Origin of the sequence: Streptomyces sp. NPDC053427 (assembly GCF_044544985.1) — a bacterium.
Lineage (GTDB): Bacteria > Actinomycetota > Actinomycetes > Streptomycetales > Streptomycetaceae > Streptomyces.
The window spans coordinates 239940-254888 of the sequence record NZ_JBITYA010000005.1 but is presented as its reverse complement, the minus strand read 5'-3'; the positions used below and the strand labels follow the sequence as shown (position 1 = coordinate 254888).

Sequence of the window (14949 nt, the reverse complement as noted above, 5' to 3'; positions counted from 1 at the left end):
CCGTCCGCAGACGAAGAGAGAAACCCATGACGTGGATCCTTGGTGTCAACGCACCCCCCACCGGCTGGCACGACAGCGCCGCCTGCCTCATCGACGAGAACGGCGAGATCGTCGCCTTCACCGAGGAGGAGCGCTGCAACCGGCACCGCCACTCGCTCTACCGCAAACCGCTCGGCGCCGCCCGCTTCTGCCTGGAGCAGGCCGGCATCACCGCCGCCGACATCGATGTGGTCGCCCTCGGCTGGGACAGCGAGCAGCTCTACCCGCGCCGCTTCGCCGACGACGCCGACTTCCTCGCGTACGCCGTCGGACTGGACTTCGGCGACCGCACCCCCGAGGTCGTCCGCGTCCCCCACCACCAGGCGCACGCCGCCTCCTCGTTCTACGCCTCGCCCTTCAGCAAGGCCGGCGTGCTGGTCGTCGACGGCCACGGCGAGAACGAGTCCTCCACCATCTGGACGTACGAGGACGGCGCCGCGCCCCGCCTGGAACACACCTGGCAGCGCACCGCCTCGCTCGGCTACGCCTACGACGCCGCCTCCACCTGGCTCGGCTTCTCCTTCCTCAACGCCGGCAAGACGATGGGCCTGGCCGCCTACGGACGCGCCGCGCAACTCGAGGTCGAGCCTCTTGTGGACCTCGCGGCCGACGACTTCCGCCTCGCCGTCGAACCGCTCACCGAGAGCCGGGGGAGCGCCACCGCCGATGAGATCAAGGAGCACTACGACACCGTCGTCGGCCGTTGGCGGGAGCGCTACGCGAAGATCGCCGGAGCCGACGGCCCGACCGCACCCGAGGAACGGCTCACCGAGGACCCCAACGCGATCCTGGTCGCCTACACCGCACAGCGCCTCATCGAGCAGACCGTCACCCACCTCGCCGCGCTGACCCGCAAGGCGTCCGGCGTCGACCAGCTCTGCCTCAGCGGCGGCGTCGCCCTCAACTGCAGCACCAACGGCACCCTGCCCGGCCCGCTGTACGTCCCGCCGGTGCCGCACGACGCCGGCGTCGCCCTCGGCGCCGCATGGACCGTACGCCCGCCCGCGAAGCACACCGGACCGCTGAGCCCCTACCTGGGCACGGACATCCACCACGGCGCCCACGGCGCGGCCGCACCGGACACCTCGGACCTGGTCCGCACCGACCTGGACATCGACGAGCTGACCACCCTGCTGCTGGACGGCCGCATCGGCGCGGTGGCCCAGGGCCGCTCCGAGGTGGGCCCGCGGGCCCTGTGCCGCCGGTCGATCATCGCCGTACCGAACACCGCGGACGTCAACACCCGGGTGAACACCGTCAAGAACCGCGAGCAGTGGCGCCCCTTCGCGGGCGTGACCCGGCCCGGCTACGGCGCCCGACTGTGGGAACAGCAGGAGCACCTGAGCCGCTACATGCTGGGCGCGGCCAAGGCCACCGCGCTCGGCCGCCGCGTCGCCCCCGGCGTCGTCCACATCGACGGCACCACCCGCCCGCAGGTGCTGCACGGTGACGAGGCCCCGGCCGTGGGCGCGGCCCTGGACTGCCTGGAGCGGCGCGGCGCGCCACCGGTGCTGCTGAACACCTCCTTCAACGACAAGGGCGAGCCCATCGTCAACACCGCGGCCGACGCGCTGGCGGCCTTCCGCTCCATGGACCTGGACTTCCTCGTACTCGGCGACGACCTGTACCGCAAACCGAACCGGACGGGAGGCACCCGCTGATGCCGGCCGGCCTGCCGGAACCGGCGCGCTTCCGGGCGTTCGGCCCGCGCCACCTCGACGAGATCGCCCGGCGCCACGCGCTGCCCGCGGACATCCGCGAGACGGTGCGCAGGGTGTCGCTGGTGCTGCCGTTCCGCGTCAACTCCTACGTCCTCACCCAGCTCATCGACTGGGACCGGGTCCCCGAGGACCCGCTCTTCCAGCTGACCTTCCCGCAGCGCGGCATGCTGGCCGAGGCCGACGAGGACCAGCTCGCGAAGCTGTCCGCCGACCCCGCCGACAAACTGCTGCTGCGCGAGGCCGTGCAGGAGATCCGAAGCCGCCTCAACCCCCACCCCTCCGGCCAGCAGCAGCTCAACGTGCCCAGCCAGGACGGCGTACAACTCCCGGGCCTCCAGCACAAATACCGCGAGACCGTGCTCTACTTCCCCGGCCAGGGCCAGACCTGCCACGCCTACTGCACCTACTGCTTCCGATGGGCGCAGTTCATCGGGGACGCGGATCTGCGCTTCGCCGCCCCCGACCCCGGCGGACTCCTCGACTACCTGGGCGAACACCCCGAAGTGCACGACGTCCTGGTCACCGGCGGCGACCCGATGGTGATGTCCACCGAGCGGCTGCGCAGCCACCTGGAGCCGCTGCTGGGCGTCGCATCGGTCCGCACGATCCGGATCGGCACCAAGTCCGTGGCCTACTGGCCGCAGCGCTTCGTCACCGATCCGGACGCCGATGAGGTCCTGCGGCTGTTCGAGCGCGTCGTCGCGTCCGGGCGGCAACTCGCCGTGATGGCGCACTTCAGCCATCCCCGGGAGCTGGCGACCGACCTCGCGCGGCAGGCGGTGGCCCGCATCCGCGCCACGGGAGCGGTGGTCTACTGCCAGGCACCGCTGATCGCGCACGTCAACGACGACGCGCGGGCCTGGAGCGAGCTGTGGCAGGCGGAGCTGGCGGTCGGCGCGGTGCCCTACTACCTGTTCGTCGAGCGGGACACCGGACCGTACGACTACTTCAAGGTGCCGCTGACCCGGGCCGTGGAGATCTTCACCGCGGCGTACCGCACGCTGCCCGGCCTCGCCCGCACGGTACGCGGCCCGGTCATGTCGGCGACGCCCGGCAAGGTCGTGGTGGACGGCGTCGAGGAGACACCCGAAGGGGCGTACTTCCGGCTCCGGATGCTCCAGGCGCGCGACCCCGCACTGGTCGGCCGGCCGTTCCGGGCCCGCTACTCGCCGACCGCCGCCTGGCTCGACGACCTGGAACTGGACCCCGCCACCCCCGCCGACCTCGCGGCCGCCGTCCGCGGCACCGCCCCGGCCGCAACCACCCCACCACCCGACCGTGCGCCCCGCGGGGTGCACCGCGCGGAGAGGAAGGCCCCATGACCGCCGTCACCACGGCCCCGCCCTCCCCGAACCTGGCGCTCAACCAGCTGGTGGACGAGCGCCGGGCCGCGGGAGCGTCCCTGGTCCACCTCGCGTTCGGCGAGGCCCGGCTGCCCGTACTGCCGCAACTGGCCGAGCAGTTGACGCTCGGCGCCGCCCGCTCCGCCTACGGCCCGGTGGCCGGCGCCGAGGACGTACGCGGCGCGGTGGCCGGTTACTTCACCCGCCGACGGCTGCCCACGGAACCCGACCGGGTGATCGTCGCGCCCGGCAGCAAGCCCCTGCTGATGGCGCTGCAACTCGTCATCCCCGGTGATGTGCTGCTGCCCCGCCCCGCCTGGAACACCTACGCCCCGCAGGCCGTCTACGCGGGCAAGAAGGTCTTCGGCGTGCCGATCCCCGCCGACTGCGGCGGCGTGCCCGACCCGGACGCGCTGCGCGGGACCATCCGCCGGGCCAGGGAGTCGGGCGGCGACCCCCGGCTGCTGGTCCTCACCCTCCCCGACAACCCCACCGGGACCCTCGCGCCGCCCTCGGTGATCCGCGCCCTGTGCGCGCTCGCCCGTGCCGAGGACCTGCTGATCGTCTCGGACGAGATCTACCGCGACAGCGTCCACGACCCCCGGGCCACGCCCTTCCTCAGCCCGGCCGAGGTGGCACCCGAGCGCACCGTCGTCACCAGCGGACTGTCCAAGACGCTCGGGCTCGGCGGGTGGCGCATCGGCGTGGCCCGCTTCCCCGAGGGCGGCACCGGGGCGCTGCTGCGGGACGCCGTGGTGGCCGCGGCCAGCGAGATCTGGTCGACGCTCGCCGGCCCGATGCAGCAGGTCGCGCGGTACGCCTACGCCGAGCCGCCGGAGGTCGTCGCACGGATGCGGGGGAGTGCCCGGCTGCACGGCGCGGTGGCACGGGCCGTGCACCGCATCGCCGTCGAAGCGGGCGCCGACTGCCGCCCGCCCACCGGCGGGTTCTACGTCTACCCGGACTTCGCACCGCTGCGCGACCGGCTGGCCGCCCGCGGGGTGACGGACTCGGCATCGCTCGCCGCCCGGCTCCTGGACGACTCCGGGATCGTCGTACTCGCCGGCCACCTGCTCGGCGACGATCCGCACGCGCTGCGCTTCAAGGCCGCCACCAGCCTGCTGTACGGCGACGCGCAACAGCAGGAGCAGGCCCTGCGGGCCGACGACCCCACCCGCCTGCCCCACATCGCCGGCCAACTCACCAGAATCGCCGAGGGCTTCGCCCGGCTGACGGGAGCAGCGTGAAGGAAATACCCCCCACCCCGGAATCGTTCGCAGTGATCGACGCCGCGACGGACCGACTGCTGGACGGCCTCGCACGGCTCGACGACGGGGACATCGCGGCCCCGTCCCGGCTCCCCGGCTGGACCCGCGGCCACGTCCTCAGCCATCTGGCGCGCCAGGCCCCGGCGCTGGAGCGGCTGCTGGAGTGGGCCCGTACCGGGATCGAGACCGCGCAGTACCCGAACCGCCGGGCCCGCGACGCCGAGATCGAGGCGGGCGCCCGCGGACCGGCCGCCGCGCTGGTGACGGACGTCCGCACCAGCGCCGCCCACTTCCGGCGCACGATCGAGGAGCTTCCCGAACCCGCCTGGCGGGCGACCGTCCGGCCTTTTACCGGTGAACTGTGCACCCCCCGCCGGATCCTGGTGATCCGGCTGCGCGAACTCGTCCTGCACCACGTGGACCTGGACATCGGGTACGACGTCGCCGACATCCCGGCGCCGGCCCGGCAGATCGTCCTCGACGACGTACTGGGCTACTACGCCGAGGCCGAGGGCATGCCGGACCTCACCCTCCGCGACCCCGAAGGAGCGCTCCTCGCCCGCTTCGGCACGGGCGGTCCGGTCGTCTCCGGTGCCCCCGCCGACCTGCTCGGATGGCTCGCCGGACGCTCCACCGGCAGGGGACTCGACGGCACGGCGCCGCTGCCCGCACTGCCGCCGTGGCTGTGACCGACGGCCCGCGCCCCCGCCCGCACCACTCAGCACAGCCCCACGCAACAAGAAAGGTGAACGCACATGGCCGTCACCGGCGAACCGGAGCACCTCGGCCTGGATTCGGTGCACAGCGGTCTACTGGACTGCATCCAGGCCAATCTCGCGGTGCTCGCGGACCACCACCACGGACCCGGAACGCATCTCCGGCTCGGCGCACCGCTGACCTTCGGCTCCTGGGAAGGGGCGGACGGTCTGCCCACGGTCGACCCGCCGCTGGTGCAGCAGCTGCACCGGGCACCGGAACTCCTGGGGCTCACGGTGGTGCGACAGGAGCGGATGGCCGTCGGCGACCTGCTCGCCCGGCTCCGCGCCGACGGCGGGGTCCGCTACGTCGTCGCCGATGCCTTCGCCCTGCCCTGGCTGCCGTACCACGGACAGGCCCACATGGAGCACAGCTTCCTGCTCGCCGCGGCACCCGGCGGCTGGCACATCACGGATGCCTACCGCAGCGAGACCCACTGGGGACCGGCCGCGCCCGGCCGCTGGGTGCTGCCCGAAGCGGACCTGGCCGCCGTCGAGGAGGCCGACATCGTCGAACTGGCCCCGGCCGGCAGCCGGATGGCCCCCGCGCCGACGCCGACGCTCTCGGTGGACGACGCCGCCGTGGCGGCCTACCTCGGAGCGTACGACGCCTGCCCCCACCGCGCGCAGGCCGTGGAACGGCTCACCGCCGAGACCTGGCTGCTGTCCCGTGCGCGCAAGCTGCACGCTCGCTACCGCGCGCACTTCGCCGGCCGGGCCGAGGAGACCGAGGCCGAGCGCGAGCACCTGCGCGCCTGGGACAAGGTCGTCGAGCAGACCTACGTCGCCCACCGGCGGGTATCCCGGGGCCGGGCCGAACCGCCGGGCATCGTGGACCGCCTGCGCGACGTCCTCGCCGCCGACCGGACGGTCTTCGGCGCCCCGCCCGCCGCCGCCCCCACGGCCCCGGACGATGCGCTGCGGCACCGCGTGGCCGCCCTGGCCGGTGACGTGCTCGGCGTGGACGGGGCCGCGCTCCTGGACGGCGCCCCGTTCGACGCCTTCGCCTCCTTCAGCTCCTTCCGGCTGATCGAAATCATCGAGCGGCTGGAGGACGACTTGGGCCGGGAACTGGACGCCGACGCGCTCGTCCCGGAAAACCTCCGCCGGGTCGACGACCTGTGCCGCATCGCCCGCTGAACCACCCCGTACCGAAGAGAGACCCCATGGACCCCCGCTTCACCGCACTGCTGCGCCCCTTCCTCAAGCATTCCGGACCCGAGGAGATCGCCCTCGCCCCCGACACCGACCTGCGCGCCCTGGGCGTCGACTCCATGCAGGCCATCGAGCTGCTCTTCGTCATCGAGGACACCTTCGGGATAGCGCTGCCGGACGACCAGCTCAATGACGCCACCTTCGCCACGGCCGGCAACCTGTGGCGGGTGATCGCCGCGGAACTGCCCGACGGGACCGCCGGGCAGAACACCGACGAGGTGACCGCATGAGCCCGGAGCCCACGGCCGCCTCCCTGGACCTGACGGCCCGCCTGGCCGAGGTCGCCGAGGTCACCGAACAGCACGCCCGGCGCACCGACCGGGCCGCAGAATTCCCGGTGGACGCGCTCGCCGCACTGCGCCGCACCGGCCTGCTCGGCCTGCTGGTCCCCGCCGAGCACGGCGGACTCGGCGGCACCGTAGGAGACATGGTCGCGGCCGCGCAGACCCTGGGACGCAGCGATATGTCCGTCGGGATGATCTTCGCGATGCACTGCCAGCAGACCGAGGCCCTCGTCCGCCACGGCCAGGAGCGGCTCCGCAAGGAAGTGCTGCCGCGGATCGCGGCGGGGGAGAACTACCTCGCCTCCGTCACCACGGAAGCCGGCAAGGGCGGCCATTTGCTCAGCGCGCAGGCTCAACTCGCCCACGACGAGGGCCGCTTGACGATCGACCGGCATGCGCCCATCGTCACCGGCGGCGCCCACGCCGACGGCTTCCTCCTCACCATGCGCAGCCCCGGCGCCGCCACGGAACACGAGGTGTCCCTGGTGTACGCGCACCGCCACCAGCTGGACCTCACCGCATCGGGGGACTGGCAGCCGATGGGCATGCGCGCCAGCCACAGCGTCGCCCTCCGGCTGACCGGCAGCGTCCCGGAGCACCACATCGTCGGCGAGCCGGGCCAGTTCCACGAGATCGCCGCCAAGGTCTTCGGCCCCCTGGCGCATCTGGGCTGGTCGGCGGTGTGGCTCGGAACGGCGGCGGGCGCGCTCTCGCGCGTGCTGCGGCTGCTGCGCAGCCCCGCGGGGCGCGAGCGCTTCGACCTCACCTCGGAACTGCTGCTCACCCGCATCTCCCGGGCCCGCAGGCGGCTGGACGCCGTCCACGCCCTGCTGCAGGAAACCCTCCGGACGGTCACCTCGGGAGCGGACCTGTCCGTACCCGCCCGTCAACTCCAGCTCAACGCCCTGAAGATCACCGCGTCCGAGGAGTGCGAAGCGGCCGTGGACGACCTGATCACCGCGGTCGGGCTGCGGCACGGCTATCTCCAGGACTCGCCCACCCGCCTCGAACGGGCCCTGCGGGACCTGCGCTCGGCCCCGCTGAACTACAGCAACGACCGGCTCCACCTCGCCGACGGCCGGCTGGCGCTACGCGACCAGGGAGTGAGCTTTGCCTGAGCCACTGCCCCAGGAACCGCCCCTCGCACCACCCCCGGCCGGCGACGGCCGGCCACCGTCCGCCGCCACCGGCTTCGCCGTACTCGACGCGCTGCCGCGCACCGCGGACGGCGCGCAGGTATGGGCCGCGCTCGGCCGCGCCGGCCTGATCACCCGGGCCTACCGCGACGGCACCGTCGGCACCGGCACCGACCCCGGCGGGCTCGGTGACCTGCTCACCGCCGTGGACGCCCGCTGCTCCCTCGCCGCCACCTTGTCGGTGAGCGTCCAATTGGCCACCGCACTCCCGGTCCTGGCGACGGGCCGGGCGCCGGCGGCCCGGCGGGCACTGGAGCGGGCGCTGACCGGCCGGGCCACCGTCGCCCTGGCCGCCACCGACGTCACCGCGGGCACGGACCTCACCGCGCTGCGCACCCAGGTACGGATCGAGGACGACGCGCTGGAGGTCTCCGGCGAGAAGAACTGGATCGCCAACACCACCACGGCCGAGTCCTTCCTCGTCCTCGCCCGGCACCGCGCCGGACGGCACTTCACCGACTTCACCTGGGTCCTGGTGCCCGCCGACGCGCCCGGCGTCACCGTGCGCCCCGCGGACACCGCGCTGTTCGCCGCCTCGGGCACCGGCCATGTCGCCTTCGAGGGCGTACGGCTCGACCGGGACCATGTCCTCGGCCGGGTCGGCTTCGGACTCCCGCTCTTCGCCCGCCACATCGCCACCGAACGGCTCGCCGGCGCGCAGTGGGGCGTGGCCCTGTGCCGCCGCATCCTGGCCGGCACCCACCACCGGCTCTCCGGCCGCCCGCACGGCACGGGCACCCTCTGGGACCAGCCCGCCGTACGGCAGCGGTTCGCGGCCTGCCTCCTGCGGGTCCGGGAACTGCACACCCTGGTCACCGAGTACACGGAGCCCGTGGTCGCGCAGTACGACGCGACCGCCGCCGCCACGCTCAAGGCCGCCGCGGGCGCCACCGTCAACCACGTACTGACCGAATGCGGCCAGCTGTGGGGCGCGGCCGGCTTCACCACCGGAGGCATCCAGGAAATACGCGCCCAGGCCGCGCTGTTCGGCATCGGCGGCGGCGCCAACGAAGTGGTGCTGGGGGCGCTGGCGGACGCCGCCGAGAGCGTCCTGGCAGACCTGGAACGGCCGGGCACCCTGCCGTGACCACGCCCCTCCTGGTGGCCGACCAGGTCTGGGTGACCACGGCCACCGAGGACCGGATCGCGCCCAGCGCCCACCGCGACGACCTGCGCCGCGCCGCCGCCCTGCCGGACCGGCGGGCCCGGGAATTCCTCGCCGGCCGCGGGCTGCTGAGAGACACCCTCGGCGCGCTCCGCCCGGCCCTGGCCGACGCCGACATCACCACCGACCCGCGCGGCAAGCCCTGGCTGCACGGGCACCCCGACGTCGGCATCAGCGTCTCGCACAGCCAGGGCGCGATCGCCGTCGGGGTCGCTGCCGGGCGCGCCCTCGGCGTGGACGTGCAGCGCCCCGGCACCTCCGTCACCGCCTCGTTCGCCCGGCGGCTGCTGCACGAGCACGCCCGGCGGATCGCCGCGCTGCCCCCGGAGCGGGCCGCCGAGGAGGTCGCCTGGGTCTGGACGGCCCAGGAGGCGTGCGTCAAGGCCAGCGGGGCCGGGTTCGCCGGGCGCCCCTGGACCATCGACGTGCCGCCGGGCGCCCGGTCCGGCCACTGGGGCGACTACCGCTGGATCAGCCTGCGCGACCGCTCCCCGCTGCCCCTGAGCTGCGCGTTTCCCATGGCCCGCGGATGACCGCCCGCACGGCCGGTACCGCGGCACCCGCCGCGGCCTCCGAGCCGGACCCGACCCCCCGAGAAAGGCGAACGGTACGCATGCCCGCCGAACGGCACACCCTCTACGACTGGTTCGCGGCCTCCGCCGCCGCCCACGCGGACCGCACCGCACTCGAAATCGGCGACACCGAGCTGACCTACGCCGAGCTCGCCCGCCTCGCCGACGCCCTGGCCGCGCGCCTCCTCCTGCGCCTGGACGGCACAACGCCCCGCCGGGTGGGTCTGCTGGCCGGCCGCACCGCCGTCGCCTACGCCGGATACCTCGCCGTCCAGCGCCTCGGCGCCGCGGTGGTCCCCCTCGGCCCCGGTTTCCCCGCTGAGCGCAACGCCGGGATCGTACGGGCCGCGCGGCTCGACGCCGTACTGGCCGACGGGACCGCCGACCACTCCGGGTGGCCCGACGTCCCCACGCTGGCCCTCACCGACCCCGAACTGCTCCGCCTCACGGCGACGGCGCCCCCCACCGGCCGCACCGCCCGCCCCGAAGACCTCGCCTATCTCCTCTTCACCTCGGGCTCGACCGGCGTTCCCAAGGGCGTCCCCATCCAGCACCGCAACGTCTGCGCCTACCTCGCGCACGTCGTTCCGCGCTGCGCGGCAGGGCCCGGCGACCGCTTCTCGGGGACCTTCGACCTGACCTTCGACCCCTCGGTGCACGACATGTTCACCGCCTGGGGCAGCGGCGCCACCCTGGTCGCCGCGACCCGCGACGAACTCCTCGCACCGGTCCGCTTCGTCACCCGACGCGCCCTCACCCACTGGAACTCCGTGCCGTCGGTGATCTCCCTCGCCCAGCGGTTCCGCGCCCTACGGCCGGGCAGCATGCCGACGCTGCGCACCAGCATGTTCTGCGGCGAACCGCTGACCCTCCAGCAGGCCGACGCCTGGCAACGGGCCGCGCCGCACAGCGCGGTGGAAAACGCCTACGGCCCGACCGAACTGACCGTCACGTGCACCACCTACCGGCTGCCGGCGGACCGCACCGACTGGCCGGCCCCCGCCAACGGCACCGTCCCGATCGGTACGCTCCACCCCGGCCTGCAACTCCGCCTCTACAAGGGCGAGTTGTGCGTCCGAGGCGCCCAACGCTTCCCCGGCTACCTCGACCCGGCCAACAACACCGGCCGCTTCCTCGCGTCCGACGGCACACCGTACGACCCCGCCACCGCCCTGACCGACGGCCACTGGTACCGCACCGGCGACCGCGTCACCACCCTGCCCGGCACCCCGGGCGACCTCGCGGACGCCGCCCCGCCGCTGGTGCACCTCGGGCGCGGTGACCAGCAGGTCCAGGTGCACGGCTACCGCGTCGAGCTCGGCGAGGTGGAGGCGGCGCTGCGCGCACTGCCCGGCGTCCTCGATGCGGCCGTCGTGCCGCTGGCGAACCCCGGTGGCGTCGAACTCGGCGCCGCCTACACCGGGACGGCCGACGGCGGGGACGACCTCCGGGCCGCCCTCCGGGACCGGCTCCCCGCCTACATGGTGCCCGCCACGCTCACCCGGCTGGACGTCCTCCCGCTCAACCACAACGGCAAGGTTGACCGGACGGCCCTCGGAGCCGTCCTCGGGGCGACGGGCGGGCGTCGCACCGGGCGCCCGGCAGAGGCGCCGGGCCAGGCGTGATCACCGCCGGCACCCGCGTCGCTGCACTCACGATGGCGTGCTGGAATACCCGTCGGCGCCGAACCGTCGGACGGTCTCGTCGAAGTCGCGCTCGCGAAGGAAGCGAAAGCCCTGCCGTTCAAAGGCGTTGATCTCCTGGGCGGTCGGCTCGCCGTGATAGTGGCGCCGGGCCCGGTCCTGCGGCCGGGCCGCGGGCCGCCTGCCCTCGGCAACGCCGGGCAGCACCTGCAAGAAGGATTCGACGCCCAGTACGTACAACGGCATGAGATGCCAGAACAACGAGCGGGTCGGGTCCACCGGCCATGCGGCGCTCGCCATCACCGGCCCCGTGTCGATGCCCCGGTCGATCACATGCAGGGTGCTGGTGAGCTTCTGCTCACCGGCGAGCATGGTGCGCATGGGTGCCGCGATTCCCGCGTACTGCGGGAGGGCCCCCGGATGGACATTCAGCACGCCGATGGAAGGGAGGGAAAGGACCGATTCCTTGAAGATCAGCCCGAACCGCACGGACAGAATGAGATCCGGCCGGAAATCCTGGACCATGGCATAGCCGTCGCCCGTATTGATGCGCTTGATGTCATGGAACGGAATCCCGTGCCTGCGCGACAAATGATGGAAGGTCAGCAATTCCCCGGCGGGGTGCGGCAAGCGGTCCAGGGACGGGAAGATCTCCCGGCAGGCGAGGTCCCGCTCGAACCAGCGCTGACGCGCCAAAGGACAATCCGAGGTCGGATCACCCGGCGGCAGACGCTGCAGGGCAACCGCGACGGTGTGTCCGTCGAGTTCCGGCAACAGCCGGTTCAGCGCCACGCACACCACAAGATCCCGCTGAGCACATACCAGAATGCGCACCCATGTCCCTTTCTTTCGCAAGGGGCAGAGCGGATGGCCGTGGCCGCCTGAGACCGGTACCAAAGAATTGAGCACAACGCCCTGCCTGCCGAGCCGACGCCGGTTGAACGACCACGGCCGGACCAAGGTCACCAACACCGACCACCGAGCGCGCATTCTTCGCCCGGCCGGCCCCGTTCCGCCCGCCATGCCCTCGAAGCGTCAGAAGCGCCCTAATTCCGTCGACAGGACGCCGAACGGCTGACAAGCTTTCGACATGACCTATGGAATCGAGTCCCACTCCACCCGGTGAGCGCCCAGGAAGAGCGCGACGCGCTCGGCCTCCCACCCGCCCTGTACGACCACGCCCTGGATCTGCTGCGGACGTCCCCCGACGGCGTGCCGCCCCGGCGTGGCTATTCCCTCCCCTGGAACTCCGAGGCCGCCGAGGATCCGCTGTCCTGGGAAGAGGCGAAGGATGCCGTCCGGGAAGCGCTCGACCCGCTACCGGACGACCCCGCCGGCCTGCACCGCAACTTCGTCCGACTCGGCATTCAGGACGGCCACGGGCATCTGATCCGCTTCGCTGTCGCTGGGCTGCCACTGCCGGCGGAACAGCGGGAGGCGGCCCGCTCCCTGGGCCGGCAGCTGACCCGGACGGGTACGACCGTGCCCGCCGTCACCGCAGGCCTCGCCCTGCTCGCCCGCCTCGGCGAGCCCGAGGACATCCCGTATCTCTCCGTTCTCGGCCTCTTCCGGGATCTCACCCGCGCGGCGGTCGACGCGCTCGAAGTCCTCGATCGCCGGACCGCTGCCGTCGTCTGGCTCACGGCCTACGCCCGCCGCGACGCTCTACAGCGACTCGTCCACGCCCTGCGGACAGCAGACCGGCAGACCGTGCGCACGGAGCTGGTCACCTTCCCCACCTCACCCCGCACGGTCAGCAGCGCGGTCGCCCGCCGGATAGCGGAGGCCTCCCGGCTGCCCGACCTGCTCGACCACCACCCCTTCGACGCGGACATGCTTGCCCGGGCGGGCAGGCTGCTCGTCCGGATGGGCTGCTCGCGCGACGACCCGACCGACCTCCTCGCCTACCGCGAAGCGCTGCGCGTGTACGACTGCGTCATCACGCGAGCCGGCCTGCTGCCGCCCACCCTCGACAACGCCGCCATGCTGCTCTCGCTCGCCCTGGACCTGCGCAGCGGCACCGGCGTGCTGCTGGACTGGCCGCCCGGACGGCGCGCGGCGCTGCTGGAATCGCTCGGACGGCTGCTGGCCGGGCCCCGATGGGCGGCGGTGGGCGCCGCTGCGAGCGGGACGGACCAGCGGCTGCGAGCCGACTGGATCCGCCGCACCGGACGGCAGCCGTTCGGACGCTCGGCCCCACCCTGCGGGCTGAGCATCGAGGTGGTGGCCGGTGACCCCGCGGACCGGGAACCCGTCGAAACCCGCATCCTCATCGATGGCCGCCCCCTGGTCCCCGCTGTCTTCGGACACGGTCCCGCGCACAGCCCCGAGTACCTGCTCGACGAGGGCCGGCTACGGGCCGGAGCGGAACCCCGCGAGGTGCAACTCGCGGAGGCCTACTGCACGGAGGGGTGCTGCGGCGCGCTCTACGTCACCATCCGGAGAGCGGGGAACGAGGTGATATGGGAGAACTGGCGGCGACCGCGGACCATGCCCGGTTCCCACGAGCCCGCACCCGAGCTGCCGGCCCACCGCTTCGACGCCCGCGCCTACGACGCGGAGATCGCCCGCGCGCAGGCCGACCGCTCCTGGTCCTGGCCCGCCCGCACCATGGCCCGCCTGATCAACGAGGGCCTGATCGAGCAGCCGGAGCTGCTGGGCCGGTGGGACGCGGAACGGGGCCGGGTCAGCAGCGGCTTCGACGACCCGGACACCACCGTGGTGACCTTCTGGTACGCGCCGCGGCCGGCGTCCGGGATGCCGGAACGAGCCGATGGCCGCCTCCAGTTCCGCTGGGTCGTACCGGACGACGGCACCCCGCCCGAGGCCCAGGCCGCCGCTGCCCTGCGCCGGCTGGCCGAAGAGGACCCCACGACCTACGGACGGGTATGCGGCGGCAGCCGCCGGCGCGCCGAGGAACTCGGCTTCCCCTGGCCCGAACGCGCCTGACCGGCCGCCCCGGGTGTCAGCGACACCCGCCCGGGACCGCGTCCTCACGCGGAGGTCTCCCCGCAGGACCCGTGCACCGCGGGCCGCCTGGCCGACGTCGGGAGCCTGTCAGTGGGGGCGTCTACCATCCGAAGGGTCCTGCTTGATGCGCCGTACCACCGCAAGGAGTGTCCATGCATCAGCCTGGAGCCCGTCTTGAATTCGTTCCCACCGAGAGTCCCGTCCGCGAGCCGGTGACCAAGGTCGGCGGGCAGCCGGTGTGGTGGGAAAAGCCGCAGTGGCCGCTGTCACGGACCACCGGTGAACCCATGGAGTTCCTGGGTCAGTTCGCACTGGACGGGGGCCGCCTCGCCTATCTGTTCATGACCGGGGACGCCGACGGGTGTACCTGGGATCCCGAACGCGGTGACAACGCCGTGGTGATCCAGCCGGGCGGCCGCATACCGGACTTCGTGACCGTCCGGGAACAGGCGGAAGGCCCCACGGCGGGTGCGGACCATGTGCCGCGCACGGCAGAGCGCCACACCTCGCTCTTCCTCGGCGGACCCGGCATCGAGCCGGAATGGGTGCAGGAAGACGAGCATCCGGGAGAGGGCTGGGAACTGGTGGTTCAGCTGACGGAAGCGCTGCCCTTCTTCGTCAACTTCGGCGACTCCGGGTCCGGTTGGGCCTTTGTCTCGCCGGACGGCAAGGAGGGCCGCTTCCTTTGGCAGTGCTGCTGAGGAGGGTCCGGCTCTCGCCGCCCGGAGGTGCGCGCGAAACCCCTCGGTTTCCTCATCGCGAACCCATGGGGCAAGGC

Annotated in this window: 13 protein-coding genes; 12 read left to right on the top strand and 1 reads right to left on the bottom strand. The window is 73.2% G+C overall.

Annotated elements, in window-relative coordinates; genetic code table 11:
* Positions 1-26 precede the first annotated feature (26 nt).
* The 10 genes from ACIGWZ_RS15875 (at position 27) to ACIGWZ_RS15830 (ending at position 11183) form a co-directional block, all read left to right on the top strand.
* Positions 27-1700 carry a carbamoyltransferase C-terminal domain-containing protein gene (locus ACIGWZ_RS15875; RefSeq protein WP_400064827.1) on the top strand — a complete coding sequence of 558 codons (1674 nt, stop codon included), beginning with the start codon at positions 27-29 and terminating at the stop codon, positions 1698-1700.
* Entirely contained in the window at positions 1700-3082 is a 1383-nt protein-coding gene (locus tag ACIGWZ_RS15870; RefSeq protein ID WP_400064824.1) for a KamA family radical SAM protein, read from the top strand. The genes ACIGWZ_RS15875 and ACIGWZ_RS15870 overlap by 1 nt, the downstream gene beginning before the upstream one ends.
* Positions 3079-4350 (top strand): pyridoxal phosphate-dependent aminotransferase, encoded by a 1272-nt coding sequence (locus ACIGWZ_RS15865; protein ID WP_400064823.1) that lies wholly within the window; start codon positions 3079-3081, stop codon positions 4348-4350. Before ACIGWZ_RS15870 ends, ACIGWZ_RS15865 begins: the two co-directional genes overlap by 4 nt.
* The gene (locus ACIGWZ_RS15860) at positions 4347-5060 is read left to right on the top strand and encodes a maleylpyruvate isomerase family mycothiol-dependent enzyme (protein WP_400064821.1); all 714 of its coding nucleotides are present in this window, start codon (positions 4347-4349) and stop codon (positions 5058-5060) included. Before ACIGWZ_RS15865 ends, ACIGWZ_RS15860 begins: the two co-directional genes overlap by 4 nt.
* A 66-nt stretch (positions 5061-5126) precedes the next feature.
* Positions 5127-6266, top strand: a complete 1140-nt coding sequence (locus tag ACIGWZ_RS15855) for an acyl carrier protein (RefSeq protein ID WP_400064819.1) — start codon at positions 5127-5129, stop codon at positions 6264-6266.
* A 26-nt stretch (positions 6267-6292) separates the two neighbouring features.
* On the top strand, positions 6293-6571 hold the full coding sequence (locus ACIGWZ_RS15850) for an acyl carrier protein (RefSeq protein ID WP_400064816.1): 279 nt from the start codon (positions 6293-6295) through the stop codon (positions 6569-6571).
* Positions 6568-7743 (top strand): acyl-CoA dehydrogenase family protein, encoded by a 1176-nt coding sequence (locus ACIGWZ_RS15845; RefSeq protein ID WP_400064815.1) that lies wholly within the window; start codon positions 6568-6570, stop codon positions 7741-7743. The genes ACIGWZ_RS15850 and ACIGWZ_RS15845 overlap by 4 nt, the downstream gene beginning before the upstream one ends.
* Entirely contained in the window at positions 7736-8908 is a 1173-nt protein-coding gene (locus ACIGWZ_RS15840; RefSeq protein ID WP_400064813.1) for an acyl-CoA dehydrogenase family protein, read from the top strand. The genes ACIGWZ_RS15845 and ACIGWZ_RS15840 overlap by 8 nt, the downstream gene beginning before the upstream one ends.
* Positions 8905-9519 carry a 4'-phosphopantetheinyl transferase family protein gene (locus ACIGWZ_RS15835; RefSeq protein WP_400064811.1) on the top strand — a complete coding sequence of 205 codons (615 nt, stop codon included), beginning with the start codon at positions 8905-8907 and terminating at the stop codon, positions 9517-9519. The genes ACIGWZ_RS15840 and ACIGWZ_RS15835 overlap by 4 nt, the downstream gene beginning before the upstream one ends.
* A gap of 80 nt (positions 9520-9599) precedes the next feature.
* Positions 9600-11183 carry an AMP-binding protein gene (locus ACIGWZ_RS15830; protein WP_400064809.1) on the top strand — a complete coding sequence of 528 codons (1584 nt, stop codon included), beginning with the start codon at positions 9600-9602 and terminating at the stop codon, positions 11181-11183.
* 27 nt (positions 11184-11210) lie between these two features.
* Here the strand turns inward: ACIGWZ_RS15830 and ACIGWZ_RS15825 are convergent, their stop codons facing one another.
* On the bottom strand, positions 11211-12035 hold the full coding sequence (locus tag ACIGWZ_RS15825; protein ID WP_400064807.1) for a formyltransferase family protein: 825 nt from the start codon (positions 12033-12035) through the stop codon (positions 11211-11213).
* Positions 12036-12323: 288 nt separating this feature from the next.
* On the opposite strand from ACIGWZ_RS15825, the gene ACIGWZ_RS15820 reads away from it, so the two are divergent.
* Both ACIGWZ_RS15820 and ACIGWZ_RS15815 read left to right on the top strand, forming a co-directional pair.
* Entirely contained in the window at positions 12324-14150 is a 1827-nt protein-coding gene (locus ACIGWZ_RS15820; protein WP_400064805.1) for a hypothetical protein, read from the top strand.
* Positions 14151-14323: 173 nt separating this feature from the next.
* Positions 14324-14872 (top strand): hypothetical protein, encoded by a 549-nt coding sequence (locus ACIGWZ_RS15815; RefSeq protein WP_400064803.1) that lies wholly within the window; start codon positions 14324-14326, stop codon positions 14870-14872.
* Positions 14873-14949: the final 77 nt, after the last annotated feature.

What these genes read in the sequence shown, in the direction of transcription:
- ACIGWZ_RS15875 (WP_400064827.1), top strand. Translation starts at nt 27, where the DNA reads ATGACGTGGATCCTTGGTGTCAACGCACCCCCCACCGGCTGGCACGAC.
- ACIGWZ_RS15870 (WP_400064824.1), top strand. Translation starts at nt 1,700, where the DNA reads ATGCCGGCCGGCCTGCCGGAACCGGCGCGCTTCCGGGCGTTCGGCCCG.
- ACIGWZ_RS15865 (WP_400064823.1), top strand. Translation starts at nt 3,079, where the DNA reads ATGACCGCCGTCACCACGGCCCCGCCCTCCCCGAACCTGGCGCTCAAC.
- ACIGWZ_RS15855 (WP_400064819.1), top strand. Translation starts at nt 5,127, where the DNA reads ATGGCCGTCACCGGCGAACCGGAGCACCTCGGCCTGGATTCGGTGCAC.
- ACIGWZ_RS15850 (WP_400064816.1), top strand. Translation starts at nt 6,293, where the DNA reads ATGGACCCCCGCTTCACCGCACTGCTGCGCCCCTTCCTCAAGCATTCC.
- ACIGWZ_RS15845 (WP_400064815.1), top strand. Translation starts at nt 6,568, where the DNA reads ATGAGCCCGGAGCCCACGGCCGCCTCCCTGGACCTGACGGCCCGCCTG.
- ACIGWZ_RS15830 (WP_400064809.1), top strand. Translation starts at nt 9,600, where the DNA reads ATGCCCGCCGAACGGCACACCCTCTACGACTGGTTCGCGGCCTCCGCC.
- ACIGWZ_RS15815 (WP_400064803.1), top strand. Translation starts at nt 14,324, where the DNA reads ATGCATCAGCCTGGAGCCCGTCTTGAATTCGTTCCCACCGAGAGTCCC.